At 36.5% G+C, this 16,124-nt stretch carries 17 protein-coding genes and 1 other RNA gene; 11 read left to right on the top strand and 7 right to left on the bottom strand.

All coding sequences use genetic code 11. The annotated features are described in order from the left end of the window. Window positions 1-31: 31 nt before the first annotated feature. Window positions 32-2,182, top strand: coding sequence for an ATP-dependent RecD-like DNA helicase (locus tag HGJ91_RS13420; RefSeq protein ID WP_291348323.1), 2,151 nt, complete (start codon window positions 32-34; stop codon window positions 2,180-2,182). 102 nt (window positions 2,183-2,284) lie between these two features. Here HGJ91_RS13420 and HGJ91_RS13415 read toward each other — a convergent pair whose 3' ends face one another. Then, window positions 2,285-2,713: an Hsp20/alpha crystallin family protein gene (locus HGJ91_RS13415; protein ID WP_291348322.1), complete on the bottom strand. Its 429-nt coding sequence runs from the start codon at window positions 2,711-2,713 to the stop codon at window positions 2,285-2,287. A 148-nt stretch (window positions 2,714-2,861) separates the two neighbouring features. Beyond that, on the bottom strand, window positions 2,862-3,152 hold the full coding sequence (locus HGJ91_RS13410) for a hypothetical protein (protein WP_291348321.1): 291 nt from the start codon (window positions 3,150-3,152) through the stop codon (window positions 2,862-2,864). Window positions 3,153-3,350: 198 nt separating this feature from the next. Here HGJ91_RS13410 and ssrA point away from each other — a divergent pair. Further along, window positions 3,351-3,708, top strand: a transfer-messenger RNA (tmRNA) gene (ssrA, locus tag HGJ91_RS13405). Between the two features lie 83 nt (window positions 3,709-3,791). Here ssrA and HGJ91_RS13400 read toward each other — a convergent pair. Then, window positions 3,792-3,938, bottom strand: coding sequence for a hypothetical protein (locus tag HGJ91_RS13400; RefSeq protein ID WP_291348320.1), 147 nt, complete (start codon window positions 3,936-3,938; stop codon window positions 3,792-3,794). Between the two features lie 798 nt (window positions 3,939-4,736). Here HGJ91_RS13400 and HGJ91_RS13395 point away from each other — a divergent pair. Continuing rightward, window positions 4,737-5,024: a PBPRA1643 family SWIM/SEC-C metal-binding motif protein gene (locus HGJ91_RS13395; protein ID WP_291348319.1), complete on the top strand. Its 288-nt coding sequence runs from the start codon at window positions 4,737-4,739 to the stop codon at window positions 5,022-5,024. Between the two features lie 1,093 nt (window positions 5,025-6,117). On the opposite strand, the gene HGJ91_RS13390 is transcribed toward HGJ91_RS13395, so the two are convergent. Further along, window positions 6,118-6,429, bottom strand: a complete 312-nt coding sequence (locus HGJ91_RS13390; protein WP_291348318.1) for a YkgJ family cysteine cluster protein — start codon at window positions 6,427-6,429, stop codon at window positions 6,118-6,120. A gap of 167 nt (window positions 6,430-6,596) precedes the next feature. Then, window positions 6,597-6,800 carry a cold-shock protein gene (locus HGJ91_RS13385; RefSeq protein WP_291348317.1) on the bottom strand — a complete coding sequence of 68 codons (204 nt, stop codon included), beginning with the start codon at window positions 6,798-6,800 and terminating at the stop codon, window positions 6,597-6,599. Between the two features lie 888 nt (window positions 6,801-7,688). Between HGJ91_RS13385 and HGJ91_RS13380 the strand changes: the two genes are divergently transcribed. The 3 genes from HGJ91_RS13380 to HGJ91_RS13370 all read left to right on the top strand — a co-directional run bounded on the left by HGJ91_RS13380 (window position 7,689) and on the right by HGJ91_RS13370 (window position 9,118). Then, a complete protein-coding gene (locus HGJ91_RS13380; RefSeq protein WP_291348316.1) occupies window positions 7,689-8,141 on the top strand; it encodes a hypothetical protein in 453 nt (150 codons plus the stop codon). 472 nt (window positions 8,142-8,613) lie between these two features. Further along, entirely contained in the window at window positions 8,614-8,886 is a 273-nt protein-coding gene (locus HGJ91_RS13375) for a hypothetical protein (RefSeq protein ID WP_291348315.1), read from the top strand. Window positions 8,887-8,935: 49 nt separating this feature from the next. After that, the gene (locus HGJ91_RS13370) at window positions 8,936-9,118 is read left to right on the top strand and encodes a hypothetical protein (protein WP_291348314.1); all 183 of its coding nucleotides are present in this window, start codon (window positions 8,936-8,938) and stop codon (window positions 9,116-9,118) included. Window positions 9,119-9,236: 118 nt separating this feature from the next. Here the strand turns inward: HGJ91_RS13370 and HGJ91_RS13365 are convergent, their stop codons facing one another. Then, complete coding sequence (locus HGJ91_RS13365) at window positions 9,237-9,443, bottom strand: dodecin family protein (protein WP_291348313.1); 207 nt, start codon at window positions 9,441-9,443, stop codon at window positions 9,237-9,239. Between the two features lie 262 nt (window positions 9,444-9,705). Here HGJ91_RS13365 and HGJ91_RS13360 point away from each other — a divergent pair, with 262 nt between their 5' ends. Then, entirely contained in the window at window positions 9,706-10,080 is a 375-nt protein-coding gene (locus tag HGJ91_RS13360; RefSeq protein ID WP_291348312.1) for a peptide chain release factor-like protein, read from the top strand. Between the two features lie 24 nt (window positions 10,081-10,104). Here the strand turns inward: HGJ91_RS13360 and HGJ91_RS13355 are convergent, their stop codons facing one another. Beyond that, window positions 10,105-10,536 (bottom strand): hypothetical protein, encoded by a 432-nt coding sequence (locus tag HGJ91_RS13355; RefSeq protein WP_291348311.1) that lies wholly within the window; start codon window positions 10,534-10,536, stop codon window positions 10,105-10,107. Window positions 10,537-10,830: 294 nt separating this feature from the next. Here HGJ91_RS13355 and hisB point away from each other — a divergent pair, with 294 nt between their 5' ends. The 4 genes from hisB to rpoD all read left to right on the top strand — a co-directional run bounded on the left by hisB (window position 10,831) and on the right by rpoD (window position 16,071). Further along, the gene (gene hisB, locus HGJ91_RS13350) at window positions 10,831-11,421 is read left to right on the top strand and encodes an imidazoleglycerol-phosphate dehydratase HisB (protein WP_291348310.1); all 591 of its coding nucleotides are present in this window, start codon (window positions 10,831-10,833) and stop codon (window positions 11,419-11,421) included. Window positions 11,422-11,476: 55 nt separating this feature from the next. Next, window positions 11,477-12,199, top strand: coding sequence for a 1-(5-phosphoribosyl)-5-[(5-phosphoribosylamino)methylideneamino]imidazole-4-carboxamide isomerase (hisA, locus tag HGJ91_RS13345; RefSeq protein WP_291348309.1), 723 nt, complete (start codon window positions 11,477-11,479; stop codon window positions 12,197-12,199). A gap of 95 nt (window positions 12,200-12,294) precedes the next feature. Continuing rightward, the gene (gene dnaG / locus HGJ91_RS13340; RefSeq protein ID WP_291348308.1) at window positions 12,295-14,064 is read left to right on the top strand and encodes a DNA primase; all 1,770 of its coding nucleotides are present in this window, start codon (window positions 12,295-12,297) and stop codon (window positions 14,062-14,064) included. Between the two features lie 24 nt (window positions 14,065-14,088). After that, window positions 14,089-16,071 carry an RNA polymerase sigma factor RpoD gene (gene rpoD / locus HGJ91_RS13335; RefSeq protein WP_291348307.1) on the top strand — a complete coding sequence of 661 codons (1,983 nt, stop codon included), beginning with the start codon at window positions 14,089-14,091 and terminating at the stop codon, window positions 16,069-16,071. Window positions 16,072-16,124 lie beyond the last annotated feature (53 nt).

Genomic DNA, 16,124 nt, shown 5'->3' with positions numbered 1-16,124 from the left:
AATTTTTCAGGAATAAAACACAAAATTTAAAATGCCGAAACTTAACGGACATATTGAACGCGTTACCTTTTCAAGTGAAGAAACTGCATTTTGTGTGTGCAAACTTAAGGTGAAAGGTGAAAGGGGTCTTGTAACCATTGTAGGGAATATGGTGAATCCAGTCCCTGGTGAGTTTGTTGAACTGGATGGAGAATGGATCACCCATACCAAATTCGGCAATCAGTTTCAGATCCGGCAATATAAAACCCTTGTTCCTGCTACCCAGTTCGGCATCCAAAAATACCTGGGGTCGGGACTGATTAAAGGGATTGGTCCTGTTATGGCCAAACGGATTGTAAAGCGGTTCGGGATAAAATCACTGGATATTATTGAAAAGAGTATTGATAAACTGTCTGAAGTCGAGGGAATCGGCAAAAAAAGAATTGAGATGATCGCCCAGGCCTGGGATGACCAAAAAGAAGTCAGAACCGTAATGCTTTTTTTGCAGTCCCATGGGGTCAGTACTGCTTATGCAGCCAAGATTTTTAAAACCTATGGCCAGGATTCTATTCATATTGTGAGAGAAAATCCTTACAGGCTTGCCAGAGATATTTTTGGTATCGGGTTTATCATTGCAGACAGTATTGCTGAAAAACTTGGTATGGAAAAGCATGCCCCCCAGCGCATTGAAGCAGGGCTTGAATATGTGCTGCACCAGCTTTCCGATGACGGTCATGTCTGTTATCCCTATAATGAGCTTTGCCGGAAAGTTCAACACATGCTGGAAGTAGACAGGGATATCGTTTTAAAGGCTGTTGCAGATTCTTTTTCAGCCGAGCGGATTGTTATTGAAGATATCAGTGAAAATAAAAAACTTGTTTTTTTAAAAAAATTTCATGTTTGTGAGACGGAAATTGCCAAAAATTTTGAACAACTTAAAAATTTTTCCAAAAGTGTTAGAAAGATTGATTCAAAAAAAGCCGTTGAATGGATTAAGGGTCAGATTAAGATAACGCTTGCCAAAAACCAGGAAGAGGCCGTTAAAAAGTCTTTGGAGGAAAAGGTCTTAATTATTACGGGGGGACCTGGTACCGGTAAAACAACCATTATTAATGCCATTATCAAAATTTTAAAAAAAGCCGGGGCAAAAATTTTACTTGCTGCGCCTACGGGAAGAGCCGCTAAAAGGATGAGCGAAGCCACCTGGGAACGAGCTCAGACCATCCACAGGCTGCTCGATTATTCCATGAAGAAGCCGGGCTTTAAAAAGGACAATAAAAATCCGTTAAAATGTGATGTGCTGATCATTGATGAAGCATCCATGATTGATACGGTCTTAATGCATCATCTCTTAAAGGCCGTTCCTCCCAAGGCCACCCTTATTTTTGTTGGAGATGTCAATCAACTGCCGTCAGTGGGCCCTGGAAATGTCTTGAATGACTTGATCGTATCCAATGCTTTTGCTGTTGTTACGCTGGATACCATATTCAGACAGGCAAGAAAGAGCCTGATTGTTGTCAATGCGCACAGAATCAATAAGGGGATGTTTCCGGTACTGGCAAATGATAATAAGAAAAGCAATTTTTATTTTGTCCAGAAAGAGGAGCCGGAAGATGTTTTAAACACCATTATTGATCTGGTGCAAAACAGAATACCCCAAAAATTCAAGGTGGATCCGGTAGATGATATCCAGGTCTTAACCCCCATGCACAGAGGTATTGTCGGGGCTGGCAACCTGAATCATGAACTGCAGAAAATCCTGAATCTAAACAAGGGGATACTCCAAAGGGGGAACCGAGAATTTAAAGTGTCTGACAAGGTGATGCAGATCAGGAATAATTATGACAAGCATGTCTATAATGGGGATATCGGCAGGATTGTTGATATTAATTTTATCGATCAAAAAGTGCTGCTCAATTTTGACGGAAGGGAAGTGGAGTATGATTTCTCCTCTCTGGATGAAATTGTTCATGCTTATGCAGTTTCCGTCCATAAATCTCAGGGGTCCGAGTATCCTGTCGTAATCATACCTGTTGTGATTCAACACTATATCCTTTTGCAAAGAAATCTGATTTACACGGCAGTGACCCGGGGCAAGAAACTTGTTGTTCTTGTGGGGACAAAAAAAGCCCTTGCCATGGCTATCAATACGGATAAATCATCCAGGCGGCATACCCGGCTTTCGTATCGCCTGAAGCAGTGATGCGGGCGTGTTACTAAGAGTCTTCAAATAAAAAAATGGGGACTGCCCATGTTTGAATTGATCAGTCCCCATTTGGCAAAAATGATTTGAGATTGTCTTAAATTAGTTGATTGTTATTTGCTTAACCTCTTCTTTGGTGGTGTCTTTTTTCAGGGTTAGGGTAAGGATGCCATCCCGAAAATCTGCATCAACATCATCGATCAGCACATCATCGGAAAGGCTGAAGGATCGTTTAAAGCTTCCGTATGATCTTTCTTTTCTGAAATAGCTATCTTTTTTTTCTTCATTCTCAAACTTTCTTTCACCCTTTATGGTCAGAACCCTGTCTTCGATATTCACAGAAATGTCCTCTTTTTTGACACCCGGCAGTTCAATATTGAGAACCACATTGTCTTTCTCGTTCAGGATGTCTACCGCGGGATACCAGGATTCATCGGTTTTGGATTTTGTGTTAAAAAAGGAAGAAAAGTCATTAAATGAATTTCCCCAGAAAGCCAGTTCGTTAAGTGGGTTGTATCTTACAAGTCTCATGATTAATTCTCCTGTTTAGGTTGTTGTGCCTTCATTTCTTCGCCTTCATTTGAAACAAAATTAATCATAAAATAAAATGCGTCAAGTAAAATAATGGAATTTTTTTAATATATTACTAAAATAAGTTTAAATTAAAAAGTAATATAGCTTATTTTTTTCTTCCAGACATGATCCAGGCAACAGCCCAGACAAGAAAGACAGGTATAATTCCATAGGAAAGATAAGAAATTATATTTTCATTCCATGGCTTCAGATAAAGGGCTGCGACCGTAGGATAAACAAGGGTAAGTACGATACCGAATCGGATTTTTGCAGGAAGCCGCGTTAGCTTTTTTGAAGAAGGTTCCTCTTTTACAGGTTCCCCTTTAAACAGTCTTGGCAAAATCAAGATACAGGCAATCAGCAGCACTAAAACAAGAATTTCACTTATCCCGGTCAAGACTTACCCCCTCAAACAGACAATGATTTAAATCTTAGTTTTATTTCAAATATTGCCCAATTTGTCAATGAGATTTAAAAGTGATGGAAAAGCGACCTGGTTTTGATAACCTTAAATCAAGTATCCAGATTGGCTTGTTTTTATTGACTTTTTAAGCTTTTAAGCTTATATTAAAAAATACTTGATCTTTTACAATTTGGGGGCGAAATGGCTTCGACGGAGATTTTGAGGCCTGAGGTAGCATACCGAGTCTTTTGTCAGCTCGTAAACTTGGCAATGCATAAACATAATCGCAGATGATTATAATTACGCTGTAGCTGCGTAGAGCAGCTTCCGTCCTGCTGATATCCTTCTTGCAGATTTCAGGTCAGGGCGTCGACTTTGCAAGACCGCCTTTTAAGGGTGCCTGGACCTTAAAGGTTAAACTTTTCGGGCTATACTGTTTTGTATCCATCTCAAAGGAGACGTTACAGCAAAATTTAAATTTTGAGATAAGTATGTAGAAGCCTGGGTTGATCGTTTTCGGACGCGGGTTCAACTCCCGCCGCCTCCACCATTATATAGCCCGAAACACCAATGTTTTCGGGCTTTTTTTTTGTTTTTGGTATACCACTAAAAGGTGCTGACTATGTGCTGACCTCATGATATCACCCTTGCTTTGACTCGCCAGGTATAAAGAGTGGATTCTGGTATGCCTTCTTCCTGGGATATCTGAGGAATACTCTTATTGTTTGGGGGCATCATCTTTTTTAAAACAGTTTCTTTTCGTTTTTTGCTGTAGTGCATTGGACCTCCATTCCGCCATGTTTCTATTATTAGAACATTTTTTCGGCTAATGGACAACTATCCTGACACATAGTGATGCGGTATCATTCTGGAACTGGCAATATTCTTCTGGGTTTAAGAGAAACAGGAACTATTGGAGATATCCTTCAACATTTGAAGCGAACAAAACGGCCTCATTTGCCCAGCAACATTGAGAAGAAAGAGCAAGAACTTGACAGAATATGCGGATGAAGCCGCTCTTCATATGTGTATACTGATTTGTCAGGGGTCAGCCGATAAAGCTTAAAGGAGTGCTCTCTGACAAAATCGGCATACGCCAAGATCATACTGCTGTTCTCGCAAAGTCCGAAGAGCGACTTTACGGGGTCAGCAGTGTATGATTGCGGTACGGAGCCCGCTTTTAATAAGGATGAAAAGCCAATTATAGATCCAGATTAACTGGATTAAGAGAACTCTTTCAGAGGGAGAAGGAGAGGAACCCATTTGATAAAAACCCTGGACCGATGGAATGCAGAACACCTGGCTTTACAGAATGGTATCAACCCGCAGGCCAGGTTTTATATATACAGATTTTTTTATAAACTGGAGATACCCAGAATTCTGTTTATCATGATTTTTTGAATGTTATACTGTTAAGAATCGGTATTTTTTTTAAAGAATTTTGTTGTAATCTCTATGCAGTTCTGATAGCGATTTGAGTGTTATCCGGTTTGTTATTTTTGTATCTTCACTAGAAAAAAACTGTAGAATTAATTGTTATGCGGTAGATGAACCATATAATACTTTAAAGGTGAAAAGATGGAAAAAATATTTGATGGAAAAAAGACTGCAAAATTGGGCACTGAAAAGAATCCCGCTGTCGTGAATGTACAAACAGAAGAAAGAGTGAAAGAATTAGAATCAGTATTTGAAGAAAATGGTTGGAAATATACGATTGAATTGGAACCAGATAAACCTGAAGATATTAGAGACTTAGAGATATTGTTGAATCCCCTCAAAACAAAGATTGTCGAAAAGAAAGTGGGACGCAATGAACCCTGCCCATGCGGAAGCGGTAAAAAATATAAAAAATGCTGTGGAAAATAAGACTCTTTGTATTCTTAAAAGCTAATCCACATTCACACAAAGGAGAAACGATATCGCTGCAACAAAAAAAGAAACGGTTCTGGACTTCCTTAACAATGTCTATAACGAATATAATATTGATTCTCGCAAAAACTCAATAACATTATCATACGACTTTATCATTGATACAGGGACCGCCAGAATATTTATAAAGATCGGGTGGAAACGTTGGGACGGGTTTAATAACAGTTCCATTGTGGATTTTTTAAAATCGAAAGAACAACAGATTCGTGAAGCTCTTTTGATCAATCAGAACGCAATTCTTCCAATGAAATAGTCCGTATAGAATCCAATGAATTTTTATAGCAACTATTTGTCTTTATATTGCTAAAAGCAGGCATTCTTTTAGCTTTTGAGAACAAATAGATTTTAACAAAATCCTTCTCATGTGTTAAAAAAAACAGCACAAAAAAACATCCTCTCAGATTACATTTATATTCATCGTAATTTAGCAGGTTTTGGAAAATTATTTTCCGGGGAGTTGAACAAAAATCCCCTTACTCTCCAATATAATTTCATAGAATCTTGAAATATTTGATTCTTCTCGATTTCAGTTGATTTTTAATTCCAAGGATAAAAAAACTGTCATTACTATATGTGGTATTTTGGGAAAATCAAAAAACCCTGACTGGTGAAAGAAGCACTCGGTAAATTGGGGAATTTGACTCCTGTTTGATCATACCATTAGTACTCAGTAAAAATCGGATCAAATCATTATTATTTTGCAACATACAACTTTTTAATATAATGTTCTTTTTCAGTAATTTTGAAACTATATTTGAAATTAATAAATCCTAAGGCAACAATGTCTTTGAAAACAAAAATAGGATTACTTTACGATGACTTTTAATTCGTGGTTTGTTTTTGTCATCATGATGACGGCCATAGCCTATTTCCCTACCTTTAAAAGGTGAGTACTGGAGCTTCAAGCCATTGGAAAAATATTATACAGGGGATTGAAAATTATTATCCCATCCCTCGAATTTTTTAACTGTAAATACTAGTGAACAGACCCTTAATATCTATTCATCATTTTAATAATTTTTGTTTAAACTCAAGAAAATAATTTTTCCTTATTTAAGGCGCAGACTTCTTGCTGTCTGAGGGTTGATGGATATTTTTTACAAATTTCTGGCCGCACTTCATACACATCACAAGAATAATTGCCATTATTCTCATTTAAGAAAAAACAATCGCCATTTTCTTTAAATTGTAAAAGATATCCTTCATATGCTTTACCTTTTGAGTTTATGGGTATACCAAAATGTAATCCTGTCAATAGTTCTAATGAATTGATTTCATTTTTAGATATTCCTATTAAAGGATAGTTTTTACAACATTCAGCGCATTTTTTACACATTTTCATAGATATAAAATTCTCTATTTTGCTTTTAGTGTTTTTTATCCACATCAATCTCTACGAAAACGATGAGTGCCTTTCGTAAAAACAGAAAGGCCCCGAACGATATCCTGTTCAGGGTCTTTTATTTTTCAAGTCATCAAAATGACTTTTTTTTGCAAAAAAATGGTTAACTAAACCACTGTTACATTTGTTGCTGAAGGACCTTTTGGTCCATCTTCGATGTCGAATGAAACACGGTCTCCCTCGTTGAGGGATTTAAAACCTGTTGTATTGATGCCTGAATGATGTACAAATACATCCTTTCCACCATCTTCTTGTTCGATAAATCCAAAACCTTTTGAGTCGTTAAACCATTTTACTGTACCATTAGCCATGTTGGCAATCTCCTAAAAAAAATAAAAAAATACAAGTTTCTAACTTTGGGGGATAATACCGCTTTGGTTGTCGGGAATATACACCTTGGAAGAGAAACCTACGTGTTAATACAATATAACACAATTTATTTAAAATATAAGAATGTCGAATAGAAGTCAAGCATTATTGGATCCTATCCAAGGTTTTTCCGAGTCTGAAATTGTACAAGATACCATTTGTATTCTTAATGGTTTTAAATAGAAAATATCCCCGTTGGGAATGGATTTTAGAATAGTAAAAAGGTGGTTAATGTGTCTATAACAGCTTAGGATGAGGCCCTATTTATCAGCGTTCACTGGTATTTTAAAGACTCAGCCCAGACAAAACCTGGGAACCCCAATATGTGGTATATGACACTTTGAAATACTCTCACAAATTCACACCATCAATTATTTTTTAAAGGTACCAATATAAAAAACACAGTGCCATTTAACTTTTTATAAAAAAAGGCCATCCCATCAGCCACGCTTAATTCTGACGCCTTTTCAGGCCGTTCTATCATGGCCGTCCCTTATGTACAAATAATTATAAGGAGTCACTAAAATTAAGTCATTTATTTTATTGTGTAGCATTCTCACCATTGGATGTGCTATACATTCCGGTGTCGTTCCAATTGGACAAGATACGTAACCTGAACTTCACGTTCAACTTTATTCACTGATAAGTTTCAATTCGAGTATTTTCCCACAGTGTTCTTTATAGAGTGCCAGGAGTAAAGCAAAACTTTTTTTTAATAAAAGGTGAAGTCATGATGCAAGTATCTGTAACTGTTAGGTTGGTGTAACTCGTTTTGTATCAGGAGGCCAACCCTTTAAAAACAAATACTAAAAATTTGGGGCCTAATTATAATGACAAAAGAAATTTGCGATTATGAAGTCAGGTGTAAGACCTGCTATAAAAAATTTACAACCCAACTATTTGAAAGCCATGAGAAAAATTTATGGCTTGTGGACAAAAAAGACTGGTATTGCGAAACATGCAAAATTGAGCATTTCGAAAAACAGACATCCAAATTGGCAAAATCTCATGCTAAAATAGGCTTTCCTACACTCATTGGGACCCCAAAGAGAGTTTCCTGGGCAGAAAAAATCAGGGCTGACCTGATCAACAAAGTAAGCTTCTTAAAAAAAAGTCTTGTATTTAATGATGATAAAGAAAAAGAAACATCAGATCTGGCATTTAGTTTATTTTTACAGGAGTGGCAGGAAAAAACAGATGCCAAATGGTGGATAGATAATAGAAAAATAACTGTTCGGAATATCTCCGATAGAATTAAAAAATTAGCAGGTTCTTTCGAGTAAATAAAAAATTGGAGACTATCCTTCAGCGTTTACAGCTGTATAATATAAATACTTTTGTAGATTCGGATATTGAAAATTATGATGTTCATACTTTTAAACATAAGGATAACATTAAATACAATGGAAGGTTTTTTGAGATCCGGTCTTCCGGGAGTTCTAAAATATAAGGAGTTTAAAATTGTTGTTTATAATTGTCTTTCTACTATAATTTGTTGAAAAAACATTTTTTAAAAATTCTGGAGGATCTTCAACACCAGGAATCGCTTGCAAAAATATTGAATTCTCAGGGCATACTGAGACACAGTGACCACGTTCAATACAAAGGCCTTTATCTATTTTTGAAGGTTTCTGACTCTCCTGCATCGGTTCACAAAAAGAATTTAAAATTATCCCGTGGTTGACAAGTTCCTTGAGGTTTAATAATTATAGTCTCACTCACTTTCCAAACAACCTTTTTCAAAGGAGACTCAAAATGGGTGAGCAAACACAAAGCAAAGAAATTAAAGGCCGGTCCATTAGGATTAGGCTCATTGATGGCTCCCAAGTATCTGGGCAGGTAAATATAAACCGTGACCCTGGTTATGACAGAGCAAGTGACCTTGTAACAAGTTATAGAGAGCCCTTTTTGATTTTATTCAATGTAACTATTAATCGATCTGATCTTGAAGATTCAATAAAGCATAAAGCCCTTTTTTTAAATAAAAGCCATATCATCTGGGCGGCCCCCGACGATACTCAGAAGTAAGAGGGGATTTTTGAAATGATTGACAGAACCTACGGTAAAAGGAGTAGTTATGATTGAATATGCTGTTGTATCAGGAAAAAATTTTTTAATTTTAATAGACCCTGCTTTAATTCCATTACAAAAATTATATGCAAAGTTAGGCTTAAACTTATCAGGTGGCGAAGCCGGTGGTGTTACATTGATTTTAATAGTGGTAATGATTGTATCATTTTTTTTCCTGTACACAAGATAGAAGAGACGTTATAAGAAACCAATCAGGAGTAAATGCCGCACACAGAATTATTTACAGGCCCCGGTCTCTGACTATTTCCATGTCTTTTTGTCAGATCTTAGGACAGTGAAGAGGATAATTATTCAAGCTTAAATGAGACTTTTAATTTGGTACGGTAACCAACGATTCTGTTATCCTCCAAACGCATATCCATCTTGATAACTTCAGCAACACGCATATCGCGAACGGATTTGTCAACGGCAGTAACGGCAACCTTAGCAGCATCTTCCCAAGACGTTTCAGAAAATCCTACAACTTCGATTATTTTGTAAATGCTTTTTTCCATGACAATCTCCTTTCAAAGGTTAAAATGATCTTAAAAATGAGTTTGGCACAATCTTAGGCGTGTGTAAAAACAATTACGCCTATTTATAATGATACAGGTATCTAGTCGGTTTGCATAGTTGTTTTTATAAAAAATTTTTATAAAAACAATTGTTGATTTCCTTTTGGTGCTCTATATAACAATATCAATGGAATTTTTTTTTGTTTTAAACAAATACTCAAAAAAATATTCATGATAACAATAACAGGCAGACAGGAGAATAATGGGTCCCAATAAAGATAAATTATTGAATCTCGAAAAGAGGATGAAAGCCCTGGGAGTCAAAAAAGAAGACATTGAAGAAAAATTCATCAAATCAGCGGGCAGGGGAGGGCAAAAAGTCAATAAATCTTCTTCTGCCGTGTTTCTCAAACATAAAAAAACCAATTTATCGGTGAAGTGCGGAAAAGCAAGATCCCAACATTTAAACAGGTTCCTTGCCTTGAGGAATCTTATTGAAAAAATAGAAGAAAACATGACAGGTAAGAATGAGAAAGAACAAAAAAGAATAGAAAAAATAAAAAAACAAAAACAAAGAAGAAAGCGAAAAACACACAAAAAACTTTCTACAAACGATGATTTCAATCCAGACATCTGAAATCATGGTCACAAACTTGAATGTTTAAAAAGCACCCAGTTGACAGGGTTTTATTCGGATGTTTTTTTTCTCACATGCCGATCCGACATCAACTTTTTTAATTTTTAGATTCTTTGCGATATTCCAGCATTCCAAACAAGATATCCTGCCGTCTTTGTCTGTTTTGTCCAGTTGTTTGTTTAAATCAGGTGCAATTTCAATATTCGGATCAATTCTTTTTTTCCCATCGCTATAGCCAAACAATCCAAGCTGGCACTCTGCAATTCGATATTCTAAAAGATCGGTCTGCACACCGATTTCAGATGGAGATATATTAAGTGCTTTCCCAGCCCGATGAGCTGAAGCACACCTGAGGCAACTATCATCGGACAATGCTCGTATTTTTTCAGCTATGGTTTTATTGATTTGTCTGCCTTTATGTTTTGCCGCAAAATGTCCTTTATCCTGGTGTCCCATAATTCCATCCTTTTTTGATTTTTGATAGTGGTTATTTTTTTTATATATAAACGAATTTTGATCTGTAATAAAGGATACATTTATATAATTGAAGCAATTGGTTCAAAAAATTTCCAGATGATGTGTGTTGCTTCCTGTGATGAAAGAATTAATGGATTTCATTTCTGTTCAATGCAAAATAAAATATTTGACAAAAATTTTTGATTTATGTATCATCAAAGATTCGTTTTTATTGAATTTTATTCATGTATGAGTTGGTTAATACTGGTTTAATCACAATTCAAGGAGTTTCTTATGGATCGAAAGACGAGCGTTTTCCGAAAAACAAAAGAGACTGAAATTTCTATCCGTTTTGATTTGGATGGTTCAGGCAAGGTTGATATTTCAACCGGAATTCCTTTTTTTGATCATATGCTGACAGCTTTCACCGTTCATGGGTTTTTTGATCTTACGATCAATGCCAAGGGGGATCTTGACGTTGATTACCATCATACGGTAGAAGATGTCGGGCTGGTCCTTGGGCAGACGCTTTCAAAAATACTTGAAAACAAAAAGCGAATTGTCCGGTTTGGTGACAGCAGTGTGCCTATGGATGATGCCTTGTCCAGGGTTACAATAGATTTGTCAAACAGGCCGTATCTTGTCTATAATTTTCCAGATGATCTTAGAGCAAAAGGGGAATTCGACACCTATCTTGCCAAAGAATTTTTTCAATCCTTTTGTGTTCAAGGCGCACTTAATCTTCATATTAATTCGTATTATGGTGTAAATGAGCATCATGTTCTTGAATCAATTTTCAAAGCCTTTGGAAGATCCTTGCATATGTCCACCAGAATTGACAAAAATATTTCCGGTGCACTGTCCAGCAAGGGAACCCTATTGTAATTGGTTTATACATACCAAATGGTTAATGAATTTATAAAAAATATAGTGGAAGTCAATGATAATTATACCTGCTGTTGATATTAAAGAAGGCAAATGTGTCCGACTGTTACAGGGCCGGATGGAAGAGACTACTCATTATTCGGATGATCCTGTAAAAATGGCTCAAAGATGGGAATCTCAAGGAGCCGCTCTTATTCATGTTATAGATCTTGACGGTGCCTTTGCAAAACAAGTAAAAAATCTTCAAACCATCCGGGATATTTTAGCAGGGATTAATGTTCCCATACAAGTGGGGGGCGGCATCAGAGATCTGAATACCATTGAAATGTATGTTAATGCAGGCGTTTCAAAAGTCATTATTGGAAGCGAAGCTCTCTATAATCCAGGCCTTGTCAAAGATGCCTGTCAACAATTTCAAGGTAAAATTGTCGTTGGGATTGATGCAAGAGATGGCATGGTTGCAGTTGAAGGATGGAGCCGGACATCTGAAACCCGCGCCATTGATCTTGCAAAGGAGTTTGAGTCCTGCGGTGTTGCGGCAATCAATTTTACTGATATTCACAGGGACGGCATGCAGACAGGTCCGAATATTGAAGAAACAGCAGCCCTGGCAGATGCAGTTTCAATTCCCATTGTAGCATCCGGCGGGGTCAGTACTATTCAGGATATTAAAAACCTTCTTGAAATAGAAAATAAAGGTGTAACCGGTGTTATTACCGGTAGAGCTCTTTACGAAGGAAGCCTTGATTTAAAAGAGGCCATTGGGATTTCAAAATAACAATTATCCCTAAAGATAATTATTGACATGTGATTTTAAATACTTAGCTTATTTTACTTGCATAACCGTTAAATTTTGGAGTCAACGCCACCAAGATGTATATTCCTGAAGAAAAAATTTCAGAGATCCTAAATACTTCAGATATTGTTGATGTCATTTCAGAGACCGTTATTTTAAAAAAATCCGGGAGAAATTTTTTTGGCTTATGTCCATTCCATTCTGAAAAGACCCCCTCTTTTTCGGTAAATGCAAGCAAACAGATTTTTCATTGTTTCGGCTGCACTGCGGGTGGAAATGTATTGTCCTTTATTATGAAATATCACGGGATTACTTTTCCTGAGGCTGCAAAAATGCTGGCTCGCAGGTATAATATAACAATTGAAACAAAAGAAATTGATCCTGCAAAAAGAAGAGAACTTCACCTTAAAGAGGGCTTGTTCCGGTTAAATAAAACCGTTATGGGGGTTTATTTTGATGAGTTAAAAAATTTAAACCCGGGGGATAAGGCAAGCAAATACTTGAAACAAAGAGATATTTCTGAAGATATTATTCAGCAATTCAGACTGGGTTTTGCTCCTGACAACTGGGAATCCATTGTTAAGGTATTAAGAGATCGAAAAATTTCTAAAAATATGGCAGTTCAATGCGGTTTGATTTTGGAAAGAAAACAAAAAACCGGGTATTATGACAGGTTCAGAAACCGGATTATGTTCCCCATTTTTGATGTGAATATGCAGGTGGCTGGTTTTGGCGGCAGGGTGATGGATGATGCTATGCCCAAATATATGAACTCCCCGGAAACACCTGTATATAACAAAAGTCGTATTCTTTATGGCCTTCATGCAGCAAAACAATTTTGCCGACAGGCAGGGTTTGTTTATATTGTTGAAGGTTATTTTGATTTTTTGTCACTCTATCAACACGGTATTAAAAATACCGTAGCAAGTCTTGGCACTGCCTTAACACCAGATCACGTGAGGATACTTAAAGGATATGCTTCCAGAATAGTGCTTGTTTTTGATTCTGATGCTGCCGGAATCAGTGCAGCAAAAAGAAGTATTAAAATTTTTTTGAAAGAGGGCGTTGATACAAGAGTGCTTGTGCTTCCGGAGGGGGATGATCCGGATTCCTATGTGGTAAAACATGGACACGAAGCATTTAATGAACTGGCAAAAAATGCCAAAACCATCATGCAATTTCTTTTACAGGTCTCCATTGATACACACGGGCTGTCTGTTGAGGGCCGGATCAGAATTTTAGATGATATGAAACAGCAGTTAATTTTGATTCAGGATAGTGCATTAAGATCTTTATATGTAAAAGAACTTGCCGAAACATTGAACATAGATGAAAAAGCAGTCTTGGAGAAGGTCAGAGAACTCTATTTAAACCGTACTGCGAAAAGGTCATCTTTGATAGATGAAAAAAAAGATGATGATAAGCTGGAATCTGATCGAAGAGAAGAACAGATGATTTCACTGATGCTGAATTATCCTGAAATCATAGATGAAATAAAAAACAGAGAAGTTTTAGATTATTTTTATTCTGAAAAACTAAAGCGCATAGCAAAGAAAATTATAAGTGTAGATCCTGGTAAAAAAGCCTTCATTACAGATGTTATGGCAAGAATGGAAACTAATGAGGATCAAGAATTTATAGCGTCTTATGCCATGAATGATTCTGCTTCAGAAGATATTCGTAAAACAGCTCTGTCTCTAATGAATAGAATTATAAGAGTAAGAACAAAACAGGAAAATACTTTAAACAGTAAAATTATAAGTGCGGAAAAGGGCTGTGATTCTGATTTGATGGATCTGTTGAAGCAAAAGCAGGCAGAAATTCAGCAATTACATGATCGGTTCTAACTTTAAGCCTTTGGGAGGCATTTTATGGCAGGTAAGACAAATAAATCTGGAGAGAATGTAATGATTAGCAAGAAAGAATTACAAAAACTTGTTAAAAAAGGTGAAAAAAATGGTTCTCTCTCTTTTGCTGAAATTAATGATGCAATGTCCGATGATCTAAAATCATTGGATCAGATTGAAGATGTTGTTGTGCGATTTAAAGAGCTTGGGATCAAGCTTGTGGATAAGGAAAAGGAAAAAATAAAGAAAGCTACTGCTAAGAAAACCACAGCCAAGAAAACCACAGCCAAGAAAACCACAGCCAAGAAAACCACAGCCAAGAAAACCACAGCCAAGAAAACTACAGCCAAGAAAACTACAGCCAAGAAAATTGCAAAAGGGACGACTAAAAAAGCAACCCGAAAGACCACCAAAGGCAAAACCAAAAAAATATCTCAAAAAGAAAAGGAAAAGAATGATAAAAATGAGAAGAAAAAAGCAGCCAAAGATCTTTTTTCTTCTAAAAAGACCCGTTCGGATATTGAATTTGGTGCTGTTACTGATCCTGTGAAAATGTACCTTAAAGAAATGGGAATGGTTACTTTGCTCAGCCGTGAGGGTGAGATTGAAATTGCCAAAAAAATTGAGCTTGGGGAACGCAACATCCTGCGAGCCATGTTGGATTGTCCGATATCATTATCCACAATTTTTATTTATGGAGATAAAATGGAAAAAAAATCCATGCGCCCTAAGCATGTTTTAAGGGATGTGGATGAAGGGGATGGAGTCGTTGATGAGGTTTCCAAACAGGAAAAATTTTTAAATTCTATAAAAATAATAAAAGACATTCATCAGAAAAATTTAAATAAAAGAGATCTATTGTACCAAGAGAAAAAAGGATCTAAAAAATATGAAACCTTTTCCAAAGAGATATTCAATAACACGGAAATCATATTTACGGAATTAAAAAGATGGCGATTTGAATCCAATGTTATTAATAATATTGAAAAAAATATTAAGAATACCATTGACTGGTTTGACAAAGTTGATGATCTGTTTGAAAAATGTGCTGGAACTTTTAATGTTAAAACTCAAAAAATGCTTGATCAACTCTCTGATGAAAAAATATTTATAAAGTGGGCATCATCCAGGTCTGATATTGAAAAGGAACGACTTGTAATATTATATCAGGATATCTGTTCTATCTTAACTCAGGTTTCTTGGAGAAAAAATGAAATCAAAGGAGATTCCCGGTTTTTAAAACAGATTACCGAGTGTATCAACAAAGGGCGTAGAAATGCCGATTTTGCAAAAAGGGAACTGGTGAGAGCAAATTTAAGACTGGTGGTCAGTATTGCAAAAAAATATACGAACAGAGGATTACAATTCCTTGATTTAATTCAGGAAGGCAATATCGGCTTGATGAAGGCGGTCGATAAATTTGAATATAGAAGAGGATATAAATTTTCTACATATGCCACATGGTGGATCAGGCAGGCCATCACAAGAGCTATCGCAGATCAGGCCAGAACCATCCGAATCCCCGTCCATATGATTGAAACCATAAACAAGCTTATTCGAACATCCCGATACCTTGTACAGGAAATGGGAAAGGAGCCGTCGCCGGAAGAAATTGCTCAAAAGATGGAAATCCCCATTGAAAAAGTTAGACGGGTATTAAAAATTGCCAAAGAACCTATTTCTCTTGAAACCCCTATTGGAGAAGAAGAAGATAGCCATCTTGGCGATTTTATCGAAGACAAGAAGTTTTCCATTCCTTCAGATGCAGCCATTGATTTCAGCTTGGCAGAGCAAACCAGGAAGATCCTTGCCACTTTGACACCACGTGAGGAAAAGGTTCTTCGAATGCGGTTTGGTATTGGCGAAAAATCAGATCATACATTAGAAGAAGTTGGAAGGGATTTTACTGTGACAAGAGAGCGGATTCGTCAGATTGAAGCAAAAGCGTTAAGAAAGCTCAGACATCCGACAAGAAGTAAGAAGCTCAAGACCTTTATTGAAAATTAAATTGGTTGAGAATTAAATCTTGACACAAAATTTGTTTTTATATATATTCCAGG

The sequence above is a fragment of the Desulfobacula sp. genome, from assembly GCF_014237455.1.
GTDB lineage: Bacteria > Desulfobacterota > Desulfobacteria > Desulfobacterales > Desulfobacteraceae > Desulfobacula.
Note: the sequence above shows the minus strand (reverse complement) of the source record. Positions and strands in the feature narration are given on the sequence as shown.